Genomic DNA, 17,758 nt, shown 5'->3' with positions numbered 1-17,758 from the left:
TACGATCTTTTTTCTTTAATCTCGTGGGACAAAGCGTAAGACGATGCGATACTTCGGTACGAGCAAGTCTTCATAATACCCACCTTGGTCGGCTTCTGTATCAACGATCCATTGGGGATAGTCTCCATAGAAGTCCCCCGTTAAGGAAATCGGCACGCGGCTTCTTTCTTCTAGGCGAACCAAGTGTTGTTCCTCCATCGCTTCATAGAGTTGGATCTGTGTTTCTTCCGTTTTTAGATTCAATCGCAACAGCGGGGTTGAGATGTCGTCATAGGTCAGGGTTGGGTCTTCTTCTTCGCTTTCACTTTCGGCATAGTCGAGAGGATCTTCTCCCGCTTCTAATAAGACAATACTGGCACTATCATCGATCGCCAGTTGATTGACGTAGGTATCCACGGCAAGTGGCGATTGATTGCGGATCTCATACGTTTGGCTTTCAAAATTACGATTCGATTCCGCTGTGTTGTACAAGGATTCGAAGACCATTTTGGTTGGGATCGTCACCCGCATATGCTCCAGTTTCGATGTCACATCGATACCGACTGTCAGCTGGTAGGCTTTATTCCCCACCTCAAGAACAGCGAAGTAGCTACCATCTTCGTCGACTTCTCGTGTAAGATCCGTTTCTACGATGCGAAAGTCTTCCGTCATATCCGCTTCCGTCAAGACGTTTGCGGCTTGCGCACGACTTTCTTGAAGGATCAAAGCATCTAATTCTTCTTGCGTGCTTAATTCATTAATTTTATAGCGATCTAAGGTGATATTGTATGCTTCAAAGTTCACACCTTTAATCACGGTTTGACGAGCGGTCACATCGACATAGGTCTCAATCGACGGTTTTGATAAGAAAATCGACACTTCTGTCTCGGTTTCCAATCGTTCATTTTCTCTTAGTGGAATACGGAAATAGCGATACAGCTGATTTTCATCACGATAGTCGCCCCATTCGATTCGTTCAGAGTTTTTGTCTAATTCGACGAGTTCTCCGTCAGTATTGGTATAGGAGATCACTGTGATATCGGTATCCTCGTACATAGAACCAGTGATTTCAGTCGACTGATCACTCAATGCATCAATTCGGGCAACGAGGCCTTCTGGTTCTGAAAAACGAATTTTATTGTAATTATTTTTCGCAATCACTTGATAAATATCTGTTTGTGTTTCAAGACTTTCTAAGGAACCATCGAATTGTTCGCCACTCAGCAATCTGGAACGTGCTTCGCCATTTCCTGTGCCTCCATAGGGGAAGGTATTCCCACCATTTCGATTGATTCGCATCGTTCCTGAAATATTGATAAATTCTTCCGTTGGTGCCTCTAAAGAAGCATTTTCCCAAACTGCTAGTTTTTGACTCGCCACATTGATTCGCAAACCATTCGCAACCGTATTTTGTGCGGAGCGGATCAAACGCTGCAATTGCGCATTGGCTTGACCAGTTCTTGTCGTAGGGTGACTAATTTCAAACAAATTCACATTGTTTATATTCAATCGTGCATTGGCTAGTCTGAAATAAAGAACTTCAGATTTATTTCTTATGGTTTCTAATACAACCGTAGCGTCTTCTTCTGCGGAAAATGAATTACGGACATTGACTAGTGGTCGATTGATAAATTCTGCTGATGTCCCCATGCCTGTTCGATTATCAGTCATGAAAAAATTAGCTCTGGCCCCTACCATGATGTTCGCAAATGAATTCGAATGATTGCTTGAGGCATTCCCTCCCGCTTGCGTATTTAATCCTCTCGCAACCCCTTTAAAGGTCGCGTCATCATTGAGAATGAAATTAGAGGAAGTCGTGACTCTAAAGATTCCTCCAGATTGATCCACGTCAAGGGTAGCTCCTTTGCCAATCCGAACAAATGAATTACTAGCCGTCAACCATATAAAGCGGGAATCTGAAGTCGTTCGATCTCTTCTTGACGTCATGGTGGCATTGTCTTGCAATTCCACTCTTTGTGACACTCGGATTCTGGCGTAATTTTGACTTGTAGCTGAATTTTGAATCGCCGTCGTTGTTGGCTCTGTCAAATGAACTTCAGCATGTTGTCCAAGCGTAACGGAACGAACAGTGGTGTTTCCTGTCATTCCCCTCGCTGCGTTGATTCTCGTATAGGAATTTTCGCCAAATAGCAGATCCGTCGTTCCGACGCCTTGTAAAAATCGTCCCCCCGTATCAACTTCGACTTTACTTGCTTCTTCCATCGTAAATTTCGAGTTCGCCAAGGTTAAACGAAAGACCGCTCGTGCTGCTTGTCGTGTAGTATGATTGACCGTTACTTTCGCTTCACGTCCAAGTTTGATTTCTTCTCTAAAGCGGAAAAAATCAACATTTGCATTGCTTCGTCCAGAAACGGTGATCTCAGAGTGATCGCCCACATGCAACCTGCGAATGGTTGAAGAAGCAGCAGATGAGGTACCGCCGGTAAAGCCTTGTGCGGTTTGTAGGCTGATCGTATTTGCTTCACCAATATAGATATCTGTTGTGCTGCGACCAGTAACCAATGGTCCTACTTGATTAAGGGTGATAGTTGCATTTGCTTCTGATAGAAATTGGGATGCCGCCGACGTTGAACCCAATGCAATGAAAGGATTGGCGGCCGATGACGTGCGAGAATAGTTGATTGTCGCTTTTTCTCCTAGAAAGAAGCGTCGTTGCACGGAAAACGCATTGGCTGCTGCACTCGTTGAATGCTCAGCAATCGTGATTTCAGCCCCTTCAAGCAGCTCAAATTGATCGACCATCGTTCCAGCGGTGAAGCCATGACCTAACACACCAGTAAGTTTCGCGTATTTCCCTAAAGTTACCTGAGCCAAGCTTGCGTTGACAAACGCCCCACGCTGATTCACAGCTATTTCTGAATAGTCACCAATGGTGATTTTTCCGTTGCTCGATGCTAAACCGATGACGACATTCGATGTACTTGCTGAAGAGGTCGTTCGCGTTCTCGGTACGTCAATTGTTGTATGACTGCCGATTTGAACCGAAGACGTTGCGAAAAAGGTGCGATACGCTTGACCAACAGTGGCATTACTAGGTTCACTGATGGCAATTTCCACCTGATCACCAATCGAAATACTGTCGACGGCTATGTTGCCATTAAACCCGTTGCTATGCTGATTGTTCATTTTCACGTGGTCTTGGATCACGATCGTGGAACTCGCCACCCCTGTAAACATCGGTCCATGCTGCGAGACCTTGGTTTGTGTGTGCTCCCCCAAATCGATGGCAGAATTCGCACTTCGAAGTTGAATAAATGCCCCGGTCGTTGTGCCCGTCCGCGTTCCTTCAATGATGGTAGGTTGGTCTGCGGTACTATTTTCAACGACGAAGCGGCGTCCGACATTGATGGCAGGCGTCCCGCTGACCGTCCCGTATTCAGATAGCTTTAACTGACTACCTGCTTGTAACCGTATCTCTCCTAACGTACTGGTAGAGTTCCCGGAAAGTCCTTTTCCTGTACCGACATCCAGAGTTGCCCCTGTGGCTAACGTCAATCGGCTGTCTTGATTGGCATTTGGCAAGGAGACCATTGCACCAGATTGGCGAATCGTCGTCACACTTCCTTGACCAAAATCAAGGCTTGCTGTGGTACCCGTCATATGAAAGACGGTGCCAGTATTGCTGTTGGTACTGCGAGTGACAGAAATTTCAGCTTGGCTAGCGACTGCTACTTGGTTCATTTCAAAAATCGGTGTGGCATTTGAGGAGCGATGATTGATCGTCAATTGCCCTTCAACCAAAAGCCTTTCCGCCGTGAATAAGGTTGGAATAGAAGACGTCGCTGTCGTCACCACATTGGTTCCTTTGAAATGAAGTTGTGCTTGGTTGTTATTCACCACGCGACCTGCGGTAGTGGTCAGCTCCAGTTGGGTATCTTCAAAAGTAATCGTTGATGCCCCAGTTGTTTGAGCCAGCCCTTGCGCTGACTGGATGCCTTGTTGCTGCACCCCTTGCCAAGTCAGTTGAACGGGTGCCGCAAACTGCATCAGGTTCTCGGCTGCCGTCTGTGAAACGATCACAGGCATCTCTTGACTACGAAAAGTAACGTTCGTCCGTTGGATCCCACTGATTGGCTCAGTTAATGCCAAGTTGCTGGCAAAAGTAAGCACTAGCGATTGCTCATTGGCGATTTCTTCGTAACGATACTCCGTGCCCTCTTCATCGGTGAAGGGTTCGCCAAGTAAAATTGCCCGCAATTGCGCCTCACTTGCTACAGTCAGTTGGATGGTTGCAGCTTCTGCATCGAACCCTTCGACTTGCTCGTTTTCAGATTCAGGCTCCTCTTCATCTTCTGAGCTGTCTGGCGTTTCTGCTTCGGGCAGTGCTTCAGTTTCTTCTACTTCTTCTTGGCTAGCGATCGTTGAATCATCGGTGGCTTCCGAAGAGGTTGTTTGTTCCTCGCTGCTTTGCTCGGTTGACTCTTGCGTTTCCGATTGATCAGCAGAATTATTGGTTTCCTCCCCAGAAGATTGTTGCGTCCCTTCAGAAAGTGACTCTGTTTCTGCATAAGCAACTTGCTGGAATGCCATCGTCGTGTTGACGCCCGTGCTGCTCAGTAGTAATACGGCCGAAAACAATGTAAGTAATTTCATCATATCCTCCTTTCTTCAAGTCTTTATTGCGTTAAGAAAGCTGAAAACTAGGGAATAGCTTCTTGCTTTTTCACGCAAAGCTATCTCAATATTCTTCGTTTTTGAGGGAACGACAAAAAAAGACATTTTGATGAATCAAATGTCTGGAGAAAGTTGTTAGATTAAGTTTTCATAAAATAATAACTACATACGAGTTCTGCATTCTCAAAAACGAAGGTTATTGGGACAAATTATTTGTAAGTATGACACGCGTGTTCCTTACTAAACTAAGAATAGCGTGCTCGTTTCTCAAAGGAAAATCATTATTTTCATAAACACCTGAAATAGATGAATAAATAACATACCTATTTAAACGCGTGAACAGCACAGCAATTGGTTTAAAAGAGCGGTTTTTGATGGGGATTTATTTTCCTTTCGAGGTGTTCCCAATCGCGATCATCCGGGAGAGATTTTAACAATAAGTAATCTGTTTTGACTTTATAATCAACGAGGTAGCGATTATAATTGGTCACGATCAAATCGATATGGGCAGCATGAAGCGTATGTTTTGTTAAATATTGCAGTTGAACAAACGTCAATTTATGCTTGCTGCCAAATCGCTGGATCGCTCTTGTTTGGATATGCTGGCACACAAAATGATCCCCTTCTAAGAGGAAATAAATGGTTTTTGCTGGTGCATAATAATCGAAAATCAGCTCGCTATAAATCGTTAAACTGACACAGATGTCTTCTAAGTAGGCAGTAGACAAAGAGAGTTTTTTGCTCTGCTCCTTAAGAAATTGTAAGTTCTTTTGGTAACTCTCACTGTTGGAACGCATGATCACCTCTTTGATATCATCCATTTCCTTGTTCAAAACCGGCGCAATCGCATGGTTAATTTTTCTCGATAAAAAGAAAGAACGTAAAAAAGTCGCAACCGTTTTGGCTTGTGCTTGGGGAACATCATGGTTTTGAAGAAACAAGTCCGTCACAGTTGTGATGGCTTCGCCTTGATGAAATTGTTGGTAAAATTTTTCCTCTCGTTCTTCTTGATCCAAGGTTCGCTTGCACAAGGTGACTAAGTAGATCCAAGCGAATTCTTCTTTGGGCAGCTGAACCTGATAGATTTTTTCAATGCCTTCCTTCAGTGCGTATAGCTTGGAAAAACTGTTCCCTTTATACGCCTGTCTAACCAGTTCTTTCGGCATAGTGATACGATAGCCGAGGCTCGCACGCTTGATGGCAATATAAAACGTGTAGTAAAACGCTGCGGGAGTCGCCCCAGATCCGATTTCATAATAGCCGAACTTGTCCTCCAATTGACCTAAGATCAAGTCATGCAAGGCTTGATCTGGAACCAACGTATAGATCGTTTCCACACCTTCGTAATAAAAATCTTTGAAAAACTTACGCAAGTTGGCTTCACTTCCTTCAATCGTTAAGGGATTTGATGCCCACTGCAAGCCATAGCTTTTTAAAATAGGGTTTCGCTGATTGAGTAGACGCCGAAACGTACTCTCTGAAAAATGATAATGATGTGCCAGCTCATCCACCTTAGATAGTTTGCCATGGAAAATATTCCCGATAATTTCAAATAAGCATTCATTTTTTAACAAGCTTTGCTTTCTTTTTTGATAGTCTGCTGGCTTTTTCTCTTCGAAAACAAACCCGCTATTTCCCGAAACGAGGGCAATACTGTTCCCAAAATATTCTTTCATGTATTTGATATCATTGGCAATCGTTCGTTGCGTCACCTGATTGCGCTCTGCTAAGTCGCCAATCGTGAACACACGGTCTCGCTCAATCGTACTCAGCAGCCGAAACAAGCGCGCGGTCGTACGGTTGCTGATGAAGGCCAATTGCAACTCTCTCATTCATCCCACTCCTTTTTTTCAAGAAATTCTTTTCTATACTATTACATAAATAGCACACTATTTGGTAATTATATACTCAAATTTATATATTTTTAATCAAAAAACCTACTAAAAATGAAAAAAATAACGAGGAGAAACTCACTTTTTAGACTTATCATATTCTTTTTTGCTGGAGGAAAAAGAAAAAAAGCCGCAAGCAGCGCTCGATGAAAGAGCTGCTTGCGGCTTTTTTGGTTTTCTCATTAAAATAAATACTGGGCAGTAATCGAGGACTGGCACTCGATCAGTTTTTCTGGAATCCCTTCGTACAACACTTCGCCACCGCGAATCCCGCCATCAATGCCGACATCGATCAGCCAATCCGCTGCTTTCATGACCTCAAGGTTGTGTTCGATCACGATCACCGTGTTGCCTTTTTCCACTAGCCGTTCGATGATCGCCAAAATGCTCTTGATGTCTGCCATGTGCAATCCGGTTGTTGGTTCATCCATAATGTAGATATTGCCTTTTTTGCTTAATTCTTTTGCTAACTTCAGTCGCTGGCATTCACCACCAGACAAGGTATTCAATGGCTGTCCAAGGGTCATGTATCCTAGTCCCACAGCCAAAATCTGTTTTAGTTTTCTTTGAATCGCTTTTTCCTCAAAGAATTCCACCGCTTCTGTGATGCTCATGGCAAGGACTTCATCGATCGACTTGCCTTTCAAGCGATACTGGTAGACTTCTTCTTTAAACCGTTTGCCGCCACAGGCCTGACACAAAACCTCGACGGAATCCATAAAGGACAGTTCCATCTTGATGGTACCGTGGCCTTTGCACGTTTCACAGGCGCCTTCGGAATTGTAGGAAAAAAGACCTGCTGAGACCTTGTTTTCTTGGGAAAATAACTTCCGAATGTCATTCATGATCCCAGAATAGGTCGCTGGATTGGAGCGGATATTTCCCGCCACCGCTGATTGATCGATCGTAATGGCTTCGGGGTATTCTTTAGCAAAAACCCCGTTCACTAAACTGCTCTTTCCAGAACCAGCAACACCGGTCACCACTGTAAATACTCCTAATGGCACCCGCAGTGCTGTATTTTTCAAGTTATGCAGCGTCGATTTTTTCGTTTCGATAACCTGCTGACTCTGGCGAGGTGCTTCTTTAAAGTCCACCATCTGTCCAAATGCTTTGCCAGTCAGTGTATCTGAGCGCAGCAATCCTTCAAAGGTTCCTTCGTAGGTAATATAGCCGCCATTTTTCCCCGCTTTAGGACCAACATCGATAATATGGTCAGCTGCTTTAATGACATCTGGATCATGCTCCACTACGATGACGGTGTTTCCTTTGTCCCGTAGTTTGACTAACAATTCATTCAATCGATGGACATCCCTCGGATGCAGCCCAATACTCGGTTCATCAAAAATGTAGATCACATCGTTCAAGCTAGAAGACAAGTGTTTGACCATTTTTACCCGCTGACTTTCCCCACCAGAAAGGGTCGTCGTTTCACGGTCTAAGGAAACATAATCCAACCCGATATTGATTAGATCAGTGATTCTCGCTTGGATGTTTTGAAGCAGTGGTTGGACACTCTCCTCCGAGATTTCTTGAAGAACCGTCAATAGTTCATCCACTTGCATCGCCAAAAAGTCCGCAATCGAATAGCCCGCGATTTTGCACGCGAGTACTTGTGGATTGAATCGTTTTCCCTGACAGTCAGGACACTTCTGCTCATTCATGAAAGAAGCGATTTTCTTCTGGGTAGCAGCGGAGCTTTCATTGCCACCCTTGATATTGGAGCGATTAAAACGAGCGACTAAGCCTTCATAGGTGGAACTCATCCCTTCCATATACAAGGAATCGATTTTTTCTCCTTGGGCATACAAAAAGCGGTTCATTTCTTCTTCGCTATATTCTTTCAATGGCTTGTCATTATCAAAAAAGCCCGTATTGGTGAAAGACTTCAGCAGCCAAGAGCCGACTTTATAGCCAGGAAGCAGGATCGCCCCTTCGTTTAAGGACTTTTCAAGATCCAGTGCCTTTTATAAATCTAAGCCGACGATGCGCCCAATCCCTTCGCAAGTGGGACACATCCCATGAGGATCATTGAAAGAGAAATTCCATGCAGGACCTAAATACGGTTGACCAAGACGAGAAAAAAGCAAGCGGATCAAGGGATTGATATCCGTGATCGTCCCTAATGTGGAGCGGGAATTGCCGCCTAAACGGCTTTGATCAACTACTACCGCCATCGAAAGATTGTCGATGGCATCCGCATCGGGCTGGCTGTATTTAGGCAAAAAGTTGCGGACAAATTTCGAAAAGTTCTCATTCAGCTGTCGACCTGCTTCTTGTGCGATCGTGTCAAAGACGATCGATGACTTGCCTGAACCAGAAACACCCGTGAAAATCGTGATTTTTCTTTTGGGAATCTTCAAGTCAAAGCCCTTCAAATTGTTCTGCCTGGCGTTGTGGATCGTAATGTATTCCTGCATGCTATACCCTCCCAGATTCTGTTGAATTTTTTCAGTGAGCGACCATTATAGCACAAACATTCTCGCTGTTTCTCGGAATTTTGAAAAAAAACTATGTTTATTTTATGTTTTGTTCTAAATGCTGGAATAGCAAGGATAGAGGGCTTATGCGATTTTTCGATAACTGTTGCATAGAAAGGAATTTAGCGTGCGAACGAAGTTAGAAGACAGAGCGAAGAACGAGTATTTTGAATGACCTTAAATTGCTAAAAGGTAAAAAAACAGTCCATTTCCCCTTGCTTGCAAAGTGAAATGGACTGTTTTCATGAAATAACCTTTAACCGTTTGAAGCCGACTGTTATAGATCAGCTCAATGCAGTTGAAGGAAACGTTTTGATCAATGTCACCGTTTCTTCTGCCCCATAATCCCCTTCGGCATATAAATCAAGATACTCTTCCAACAAATAGTCAGCAAGGTCTTGGGAAGATTGCGTAAAACCAGCCTTTTCGTAAGATTTGACTGCAGCAATATTTTTTCTCGATGGTCGCATCATCAATTTTTGAATGCCGAATGTTTCATGTAAATGATCACCGAGGGTGACGATCGCATCGGTGCCAAATCCTTTGCCGCAATGAATTTCCCGATTCAACCAGATATCCAGTTCTGCTATGCCGTCTTTTAGATGAAATGAGGAGTAGCTAATAAAGCCAATCGGTTCACCTGCAGGTAGAATCAAAAAGCCTCTGCCATCTTGCGGTTGGGCACCAGTAAAGTAATACTCTTGATAGTCCTCAAAAAACTCTGCTTCAGTGGCGATCGGTGCATTAGGATAAGAAGGTGGTCCGGAATGATATTTTGTGGTTTCAGAGTGAAAACACCATTGATAGACCGCTTCTTTATCTTTGATTTCCGCAGGGGTTAAAGTGACTTTGTTGCCTGTTAGCATGTAGCATACTCCTTTGCTTAGTTAGTATATGATAGCTGCTGTGCCTATTTTAATCAAAGGTACTTTAGAAAACAACTGCTCGCCAATTCGTTTATTAAATATAGATTTCGTTTAGGAAAACAAAAAACCAATTGCTTTCTTTCATTTTCAAAGACTTACTATGTAGGTTACATACATAAACAAAACCGAAACAGCAGACTTCCTCTCTGTTTCGGTCTTACTTCATTAGTCTACGAAAAATTCTTCTAACACTTCTTGCATTTCATAGGCATGTGCCGATTTGTTCCACCTACCTATTCACTGAGATGGCCATTCGGTGATAGGTATGGCGCTTGCCTCTGACGGCGATGGATAGTTGCAAGATGTTCTCGGGATCAGCGGTCCCAGAAAAACCTGCATCTCCGATATGATGAAGGTCGCAGCCGGCACGTTTGCTAGTCAATGCCAAGGCACGGATCGTACCTTTATCTGCACCTTCCTGTGTAGTGCCAATGGTGCCCATGACCAACTTCCCTTTTTGGTGGATAAAGGCCACTAGATCACTCATATGTTGTTCACTCAGCCCAGGAATCGTGCCCGCAATGGGTACAAGAATAACATCGGCTCCAGCTTGAATGAACGCAGACGCAATTTCTTCATCTAACACGGGTTCATTGACACCAGCTCCGTGCATTTTTCCAGCAATAATGATCCCAGAGAAAATGGCTCTTGCTTGTTTGATTGCCGCTGTAATCTCTTTATTTGAAACGCCAGTGGAAGGATTTCCTGTCAGACAGATAAAATCAAATCCAAGTGCTTCTGCACGAGCCATGTTTTTCTTTGTTGCCAAACGCCCAGTAGCGATAGTTGTCAGCTGTTCCATCTGCTCCGCATAATCGTCGACAGGCTCAAGATTGACTCCAATAGGCCGCCCCGTTAAGCATTGCAAAAAGCGAATGGGGTCATCCGTTGTCGGTAATCCTTTGATAGCGCCGTTTTCGCAATCAAATAGGTTCAGCAAAATCAAATCCGCCCCAAATGCAGCGACGAATTCAGCATTGGTGATTCCTCTAGACATCGGATCGATTTGGACATCATTTTCTGCTACGATCGTCCGCCCCGCACTTCCTCGGATACTTTCCAATAGCTGGTCTTTATCAAATGATTTAAAATCAGCTGCCGTGCAATTCAATAATCGTTTTGTCTCCATTTACTCCTCACTTTCTGAACCGAGTTCACTGGCTAATGTCCGATTATCCAGCATTTTGAAGAATGGATAATAGATGGCGATAGAAACCGTCAGATTCACCAGTTGTAAGATTGCCCCCGAAATATGTCCGCCTGTGGCTAGATAACCGCCGATGATTGGCGGCATCGACCAGGGCACCAAAACGACGGCAGGTTGGACGATCCCCATGGCAACTGTCGTATAAGAGATGATATAGCAAACGACCGGCGTCAGAATATAAGGGAACAAAATCAATGGATTCATGACAACGGGCAATCCAAACATGATGGGTTTGATGGAAATCCGAGTTTCCCCAACTCTTTTAAATACTTGCTTTTACTTCTGACTAATAGCAAGATCGCTAAGCCCAAAATCACCCCACTACCGCCAATCCAGACAAAGGTATTCATAAAGGTATAATTGATGATATGCGGAATCGTTTCGCCGTTTTGAAAAGCGATTCGATTCTCATCGATCATTTGAATCCATGTCGGCTGCAAGACGCTCAAGACCAAGTCCCACCCGTGGATACCCACTGACCAAAACAATGACGTAAACATAATGGCAAACAGACCGCCTACAAAGCCTCCGCCAATGATAGATAGTGGTTGTCCCACAAGGCTGTACAGCAGATCATGAACATTCGTGTTGCCGAATGATTCCACTAATAAACGAATCACCCAGAAAAGCGAGAGGCAAAAGAATGAGGGGATCAATGCAATAAAGGAGCGACTGACCGCCGGGGGAACGTTTTCTGGCATGCGAATCACGATATTCTTTTGTACGAATAATCGGAAAATCTCCGCCGTGATTAGACTAGTGATGATTGCTACGATCAGCCCGCGGCTACCAAGATAAGACATTTGAATGCCGCCATCTTCAATCGGAGTGACTAAAAGAAAAACCGAAGCTGCCAATACACCGGCAGATAAACCGCTGACGCGGTAAGTGGTTGCTAAACTATACGCAATAGCAAAGGAATTGAACAGCGCCATCACACCAAAGGTCACTTGTACGACAAAGTCTAATTTGCTGCGCCATTCCCCGCCAAAAATACTCGTAACAAATAGGTTAAAGCCTTCCCATGGAACGTTAGATAAAATAACAAAAATGGAACCGATAATAATCAAAGGCATCGTGGTGACAAGTCCATCACGGATGGCAACTAGATGCTTTTCACCGCCAATTTTCATTCCCCATGGCAGCATTTTTTCTTCCATAAATTTCTTTAACGAATCCTTCATAAGCTTCCTCCTTAACCTTAAAAGAACGCTGACAGATTGCTTTCAGGTATCTTTTCGAAGTGTGAATAGAAACCAAGGCTTGCCACCTTCAAGAACCTAGGATTGAAGTGCTGATCGCCAGAACGCTATTTCTATGAACACAGTAAGAACGCATGGCATTGGATTTCTCAACTATGACTGCCTATTTTCCATGCGACTGTCCTCAACTGATCTTCACACCTGTTATTTGCCGCAAACGATCCTGCGCATGAACCGTTTCAAACGACAAAAAAGGCATTGGACAAGATTGTCCAATGCCTTTGGCATAGCAAAATAAGCGTCCAGCATCCCACGGTTTTTGCCCAAAAACCTGCCTGAATCTACTAGAAATCGACAAGGAAATCGGGTACAATAAACACGTTGATGCCTTTGGCGATCAACTATGGCAACTTGATTGGTCATCCTGTTTAGAGAAGTGACTGATCAGGGCCTCGTAAATCTGTTGGCGCAGAGATACGAGGTGCCTATTTTTTTGGTTTCTATTCGCTTACATTTTATAGAATGTTTTTGGGAAAAGCAAGCGAACATTGCAACAAAATTGTAAATAATGGTCAAAAAAATAAAAAACTATTGTGATTTGTTCGATTGAAATAGAAAATAGTAATTACTTTGCGTATTTATAAAAAAAGGAGGACCGAATCATCCATGATTCAGTCCTCCTTTTCGCGCTAGACGAATACAAACAAAATTCCAGAGCAGATCGTGCCTACCAATAGCCCACGAATACTGCCTTCCCCTTCATTAGGTAACTCAAATTTGATGATATTCACCAGCAAAGCGCCGGTGATCAAGGCTTCAATGATGACCACCAAATAGTAGGGCAATGATACAAAGAGGGAGAACGCAGCTCCCGCGAAAATACTGAAGGAAAGCACAAAGCGGCCATATTTGTTATAGAGGGCACCATGATGGTGATAGAGCAGCCAATCGTTCATAAGAAAATGCAAACCAAAAGCAATAAAGTAGGTCAAAATGTAAAAACGCTCTGATAGCGTATTGGCAATCACGATATAGCCGATCATAATGTTGTAAATCACATGAAAAGCGATATCCGACCAAAAAAAGGCGTTTTTGGCACTGGTGATGTCTTTCTTTTCTAACACCATAAACGTCCGCTCATCGATTTTGTAGATCACGTAACTGAAGACTAAGCCAAACAAAACGATGCCATAGACCCCATGACTATAAAAAATCCCCGAATCCCAGCCAAATTCATCGATCAACACCGTTTGAAAATAAGCCAAATGGGGCAATAGATGAACGATCGCATAGGAGATCCCTACCCCAGCGGCAAAGGAGCTCATGTATTGCACGTTTAGTTTTCTGGATGAGATAACATTTGAAGATAGATGGATGAAGATAAACCCTAAAGTGATCATGCAATTCACAAGATTGTTTGTTAGATACGTCATTGTTTTCTCCTTCTTACATTCCGTTTGCGGCATCGTTTAATCGCAATTTTCAATAACAAAGTCTTTTTAATTAGTTATTTTTGGTTATTTTCATGAAATATTCTTGTTTACTATACAGTAAGTGAGCTTGAGGAGCAATAGGTTTTTTAGGTTTTTGGGGAGAAATATTTTTGATAGAAAATGACCTTCATTGTTGCCGATTTTTTCCCGATGACCTTGCCTTCATTTTCGGATAGGATACTCTTGTTTTTGCTCTAGCAGACACTAGGTCTAACTTCATTTTTATAAAAAATTGCGCTTATTTGAAGATAACTTCAAATTTCCGAAAAATTATAACCAATTTGAAGTTATCTTCAACTTTCTCAATTATGACAGATTTTTGACGTTCGTAACCAATCACTGATAAATTCAGAAAGCCGTTGTTGCTCCTATTCCATCAAAAAAAAAGAAGCAAGAACTTGCAGCGTCCTTGCTTCTTTTTTGTTACAATTCATTATACTTCTTTTTCGAATCTTTACTTTCTTTCACCGGATACTTCATGTTGTTTTTTTCCAGCTTTTCTTTGATGATCTCATCAATATCAAGACCCAAATTGTCTGCCAACATATAAGAATAAATCAGAACATCGGCAATTTCTTCTTTTAGATGTTCGAAATCTTGAGTGGCTTCTTCAGGTGTTTTCCATTGAAAAGTCTCCAACAATTCGGCGGCTTCGATGGAGATAGAAATAGCTAGATCTTTTTCATTATGAAATTGTCGCCAATTGCGATCATCTCGGAATTTATTGATCCGTTCCATTGAAGAGGGGTGGTTTTGCATGGTAGGACTGGCTCCTTTCATTTTGTAGGGTTAAGAGTTTTTGGCGGAGATTGGGATTGATTGCATAGATGTAAAGCCCTTTGATTGCTCGTTTCATTAATACATTCAATGAATTAAGGATGATCGTTTCTTTGGCTTTCTTCGTCAATTCTTGGTTCATATCGTCACGTCCCGTAAACGCCCCTTTGTCCTCATATTTATCAATATCGATGACAAGCTGGTCGGTCTCTGGATCGTAATCAACGGAAGGGCCAATGACGACTCCTACATTGTTTAAATCAAACCCTTGGACGGTGTAGATTGATCCGACTTCACTGATCGTATCTGGTCGCTCCGCCCATGTTCGCTTCGTGTCGGTCGTATTCCATGGCAGGTTGATCCCACCAGGGTCTACAAGATAAGAAGCTCCGTCTTTTTTATGAACATAATCGAATGTTGAGATGATCCGTGACAGCCCTTCCTTTTTATCGAGAGAAAAGATTTTGTTCTTCAACGCATCATGGGTTTCCATAATCTGAAGCTCAAAAGATGCTGTCGATTCTGGAATCGGTGTTACACGTTTTTCTACGATATCATCGATCCATTGAATAATTTGTGGACTACTTTTCATTCTTAATTGATCTTTTAGATTAAAGCGAGAAGCATTGTACCTTTTCTGAAACTGATCCAATTTGTCCTGATCCCAATAACTTTTGATTTTCAATACTTGCTTCGGATCAAAGATACAAATCGTGATTTTTGCTCGCTTGATAATCTCTTCTAGTTGGTTTTCATAGTGAAAACTGTTATAGCTGTCTTTCTTCGTTAAAAGCAAATGGGCCTCATCCACAATAACGATGTCTGGGTGCAACTTCTGATTATCTGTTTTATTAATAAAGGAAGTTGGCTTTAACATATGATTCTTTTTTAAATTTGGCAAACTTTCTGCCATTGTATGATAGGTTTTTAACATTTCTGAATGGTTGACCAACAAATAGTTATCGGTGCCTTTGAATACAGGCTCTGACTTTGTATAGTCTTGAAGGGTGTTATAGAGAGATGCCAAAAGGACGCTCTTTCCCGTTCCAGCTTCTCCTTCGATCATCAAGACTTTTTGTGTCTCATCCTGCTGAATCGCTTGTTTACAGTACTCAATGATTTCAAGTTTTATATCTAACTGTTCTGGCGTCAGTTCTTTAAAAGGGGATAATTTATATACATCTTTGTTGCGAATCGTATCGATTGAGTGCTTCGCCAATTGCCGCCTTTGCAATTCTTCCCATAACTCTTGGAAGACCACTTCATCATAATACTCTTTTTCATAATACTGATGCATCTGCACCTGTCTTGTTTGACTGACATTTTGTAACTGAAACTGCTCATCCCCAATGAAGTGATTGATCAAATTGGTTTCGATATTGTAGGTCGCTGATTGATTGAATTTTTCATGTCCAATCAGTAAGACTTCTTTAATTTCTTTGCGCTTAGAGTTATTCAAGTGCTGCTTCAATCGTTTGTTCACTTGAACCGTTTGACCAATGTACGCAACAGGTCTTTTCTTTTCATTTCGGTTGTAGAGTATGTAAACGACTGGGTACTGATCGATATATGCCGTCGTTATGCTAGATAGCTCACCTTTCTTGAAATGATGATCTTCTATGATTAGTTGGTTGGTCATATTTTAGAGTCTCCGTTTAGTGTCTATTCCATTAAGGTTATTTATTTTAGTATATCATTGCATATTTTGCTCTTAAAGCATTAAAGACAAAATTGGTAATTTTTTGTTTTAGCAAAATAACCATTATATAAAAAAATCGCTGTTGATTAATCTACTAATTTCGTCCAACGTCATACTTTGCTAATGATTTAATAGACTAACCTATTATCCTGAAACTCTTTTCAAACGAATCCTCTCTAAGACGTTCTAAAATAAATAGCTGAAAATCCCATTTGACAATTCATTAAACATCCTCTGTTTAGGATATTTATAAATTGTTTATTAAATCAAAAGAATTTATTTTTCAACATTAAAATAAATAAATGTTTTATAATTTTAATTTAACCAAATCATTCAATATGAGATAATCATTTACGAAAGGATGATTTGATGAACTATACAGTTACCAACCTAAGACATCTGCGGATCGCTCAAATTTCTTTGTTAACATACTATATTTATTTAGCCTTCCATGACAATATTTTCAAAGCTATTCCATTACTTTTTATCAGTGGCTTTTTAGATTCCGTATACCCGCCAGACTACGCAAGCCAGTCATTTTGGTTCCCTTATAAAAAGAAAACAATATTTTTAAAAAGCAACAATTTGTTTCTAGAAAGAGCATTTGAAATCTTAATCATAATTGTTTTTGGTATTTTCCTATCTCTTGTTTTTTAAAGGAACAACTTGTGATTGCTGGTTTCCTTTTACCCAACGACTGAATCATTTTCTATTGCTCACTATTTTATCCATTTGTCTATTAAAATGGATTTACCAAATGAATAACGAATCCTTCACTGTTGAGATGCTGCTAGTATTTAATCGAAAGGAAAGGTGATTTTTTATGAAAAGAATTTGTTTTGTCTTAGTTTTGAGCAATGGATTATCTTACACACCGTTAACTCCAGGTGTTCTTTATCAAAGAGACACCTGTCTCAAAGACTATTTTTCACCGTTTTACGACGTTTCAATCAATTATCTGAGAGATAAAGATACTGTTGATTACTTGGTCCTTCCTGAGCCATTCGCTCCTTTTGATAATGAAAATAACCTCCCCATCATAAAAGTTCCTTCTAAATTTTTTCTGACTAAAGACTTTGAAAAAATTAAGGATTACATTGATGACTACTTTAAAGAAAACGATGCTAAGTAATACTAATCTTCGATCGTTTTAAGCTCTTACTGATTGATACCGTTATCAATCAGTTTTTTTCTACGATTCGCCAACTTCTTTTTGGACGAGAAAACAGTCCGAATATTCTAAATCTATTACCTTACGATAAAATTATTCCAATAATTAATATGGTAGTATTTATTAGGTGGCTCTCAATTAGTCGTATACTTAGCTGAGGGTACCCCTTGCTTGACCACAAAATTCAATGATCGAATACGGGTTAACAGTTTTAAATTTACTTAAAGGGGATTTAGTTTTGACGGACGAAAGATGGTTCCAAATAAGAAAAAGACGAAAAATAGAATTATATATTTG

At 41.6% G+C, this 17,758-nt stretch carries 12 protein-coding genes; 1 reads left to right on the top strand and 11 read right to left on the bottom strand.

From position 1 onward, the window contains the following. Positions 1-15: 15 nt before the first annotated feature. The 11 genes from IGI72_RS02690 to IGI72_RS02640 form a co-directional block, all read right to left on the bottom strand. On the bottom strand, positions 16-4,596 hold the full coding sequence (locus IGI72_RS02690; RefSeq protein ID WP_438752982.1) for a hypothetical protein: 4,581 nt from the start codon (positions 4,594-4,596) through the stop codon (positions 16-18). 374 nt (positions 4,597-4,970) lie between these two features. Beyond that, positions 4,971-6,446 carry a helix-turn-helix domain-containing protein gene (locus IGI72_RS02685; RefSeq protein WP_438752980.1) on the bottom strand — a complete coding sequence of 492 codons (1,476 nt, stop codon included), beginning with the start codon at positions 6,444-6,446 and terminating at the stop codon, positions 4,971-4,973. A 242-nt stretch (positions 6,447-6,688) separates the two neighbouring features. Next, complete coding sequence (locus IGI72_RS02680; RefSeq protein WP_438755054.1) at positions 6,689-8,272, bottom strand: ATP-binding cassette domain-containing protein; 1,584 nt, start codon at positions 8,270-8,272, stop codon at positions 6,689-6,691. A gap of 201 nt (positions 8,273-8,473) precedes the next feature. Beyond that, the gene (locus IGI72_RS02675) at positions 8,474-8,926 is read right to left on the bottom strand and encodes a hypothetical protein (protein WP_438752977.1); all 453 of its coding nucleotides are present in this window, start codon (positions 8,924-8,926) and stop codon (positions 8,474-8,476) included. Positions 8,927-9,270: 344 nt separating this feature from the next. Then, positions 9,271-9,852, bottom strand: a complete 582-nt coding sequence (locus tag IGI72_RS02670) for a GNAT family N-acetyltransferase (RefSeq protein ID WP_284591397.1) — start codon at positions 9,850-9,852, stop codon at positions 9,271-9,273. 289 nt (positions 9,853-10,141) lie between these two features. After that, positions 10,142-11,041 carry a DUF7916 family protein gene (locus IGI72_RS02665; protein WP_438752974.1) on the bottom strand — a complete coding sequence of 300 codons (900 nt, stop codon included), beginning with the start codon at positions 11,039-11,041 and terminating at the stop codon, positions 10,142-10,144. Continuing rightward, complete coding sequence (locus IGI72_RS02660; RefSeq protein ID WP_438752972.1) at positions 11,042-11,323, bottom strand: hypothetical protein; 282 nt, start codon at positions 11,321-11,323, stop codon at positions 11,042-11,044. Continuing rightward, on the bottom strand, positions 11,320-12,303 hold the full coding sequence (locus IGI72_RS02655) for a PTS sugar transporter subunit IIC (protein WP_438752969.1): 984 nt from the start codon (positions 12,301-12,303) through the stop codon (positions 11,320-11,322). The genes IGI72_RS02660 and IGI72_RS02655 overlap by 4 nt, the downstream gene beginning before the upstream one ends. 707 nt (positions 12,304-13,010) lie before the next feature. Continuing rightward, complete coding sequence (locus IGI72_RS02650) at positions 13,011-13,754, bottom strand: hypothetical protein (RefSeq protein WP_005227479.1); 744 nt, start codon at positions 13,752-13,754, stop codon at positions 13,011-13,013. A gap of 483 nt (positions 13,755-14,237) precedes the next feature. After that, a complete protein-coding gene (locus IGI72_RS02645; protein ID WP_438752967.1) occupies positions 14,238-14,573 on the bottom strand; it encodes a nucleotide pyrophosphohydrolase in 336 nt (111 codons plus the stop codon). Next, positions 14,536-16,230: a DUF2075 domain-containing protein gene (locus IGI72_RS02640; RefSeq protein ID WP_438752965.1), complete on the bottom strand. Its 1,695-nt coding sequence runs from the start codon at positions 16,228-16,230 to the stop codon at positions 14,536-14,538. The genes IGI72_RS02645 and IGI72_RS02640 overlap by 38 nt, the downstream gene beginning before the upstream one ends. Positions 16,231-17,113: 883 nt before the next feature. Here IGI72_RS02640 and IGI72_RS02635 point away from each other — a divergent pair. Then, positions 17,114-17,422 carry a hypothetical protein gene (locus IGI72_RS02635; RefSeq protein WP_438752962.1) on the top strand — a complete coding sequence of 103 codons (309 nt, stop codon included), beginning with the start codon at positions 17,114-17,116 and terminating at the stop codon, positions 17,420-17,422. Positions 17,423-17,758: the final 336 nt, after the last annotated feature.

It is taken from the genome of Enterococcus sp. DIV1059_2, assembly GCF_051713685.1.
Taxonomy (GTDB): domain Bacteria; phylum Bacillota; class Bacilli; order Lactobacillales; family Enterococcaceae; genus Enterococcus_D; species Enterococcus_D casseliflavus.
Note: the sequence above shows the minus strand (reverse complement) of the source record. Positions and strands in the feature narration are given on the sequence as shown.

Coding starts and splice junctions, on each gene's coding strand:
- IGI72_RS02675 (WP_438752977.1), bottom strand. CDS start 8,926: ATGCAGGAATACATTACGATCCACAACGCCAGGCAGAACAATTTGAAG.
- IGI72_RS02670 (WP_284591397.1), bottom strand. CDS start 9,852: ATGCTAACAGGCAACAAAGTCACTTTAACCCCTGCGGAAATCAAAGAT.
- IGI72_RS02690 (WP_438752982.1), bottom strand. CDS start 4,596: ATGATGAAATTACTTACATTGTTTTCGGCCGTATTACTACTGAGCAGC.
- IGI72_RS02685 (WP_438752980.1), bottom strand. CDS start 6,446: ATGAGAGAGTTGCAATTGGCCTTCATCAGCAACCGTACGACCGCGCGC.
- IGI72_RS02660 (WP_438752972.1), bottom strand. CDS start 11,323: ATGAATCCATTGATTTTGTTCCCTTATATTCTGACGCCGGTCGTTTGC.
- IGI72_RS02655 (WP_438752969.1), bottom strand. CDS start 12,303: ATGAAGGATTCGTTAAAGAAATTTATGGAAGAAAAAATGCTGCCATGG.
- IGI72_RS02680 (WP_438755054.1), bottom strand. CDS start 8,272: ATGAGTTCCACCTATGAAGGCTTAGTCGCTCGTTTTAATCGCTCCAAT.
- IGI72_RS02635 (WP_438752962.1), top strand. CDS start 17,114: ATGAAAAGAATTTGTTTTGTCTTAGTTTTGAGCAATGGATTATCTTAC.
- IGI72_RS02645 (WP_438752967.1), bottom strand. CDS start 14,573: ATGCAAAACCACCCCTCTTCAATGGAACGGATCAATAAATTCCGAGAT.
- IGI72_RS02665 (WP_438752974.1), bottom strand. CDS start 11,041: ATGGAGACAAAACGATTATTGAATTGCACGGCAGCTGATTTTAAATCA.
- IGI72_RS02640 (WP_438752965.1), bottom strand. CDS start 16,230: ATGACCAACCAACTAATCATAGAAGATCATCATTTCAAGAAAGGTGAG.
- IGI72_RS02650 (WP_005227479.1), bottom strand. CDS start 13,754: ATGACGTATCTAACAAACAATCTTGTGAATTGCATGATCACTTTAGGG.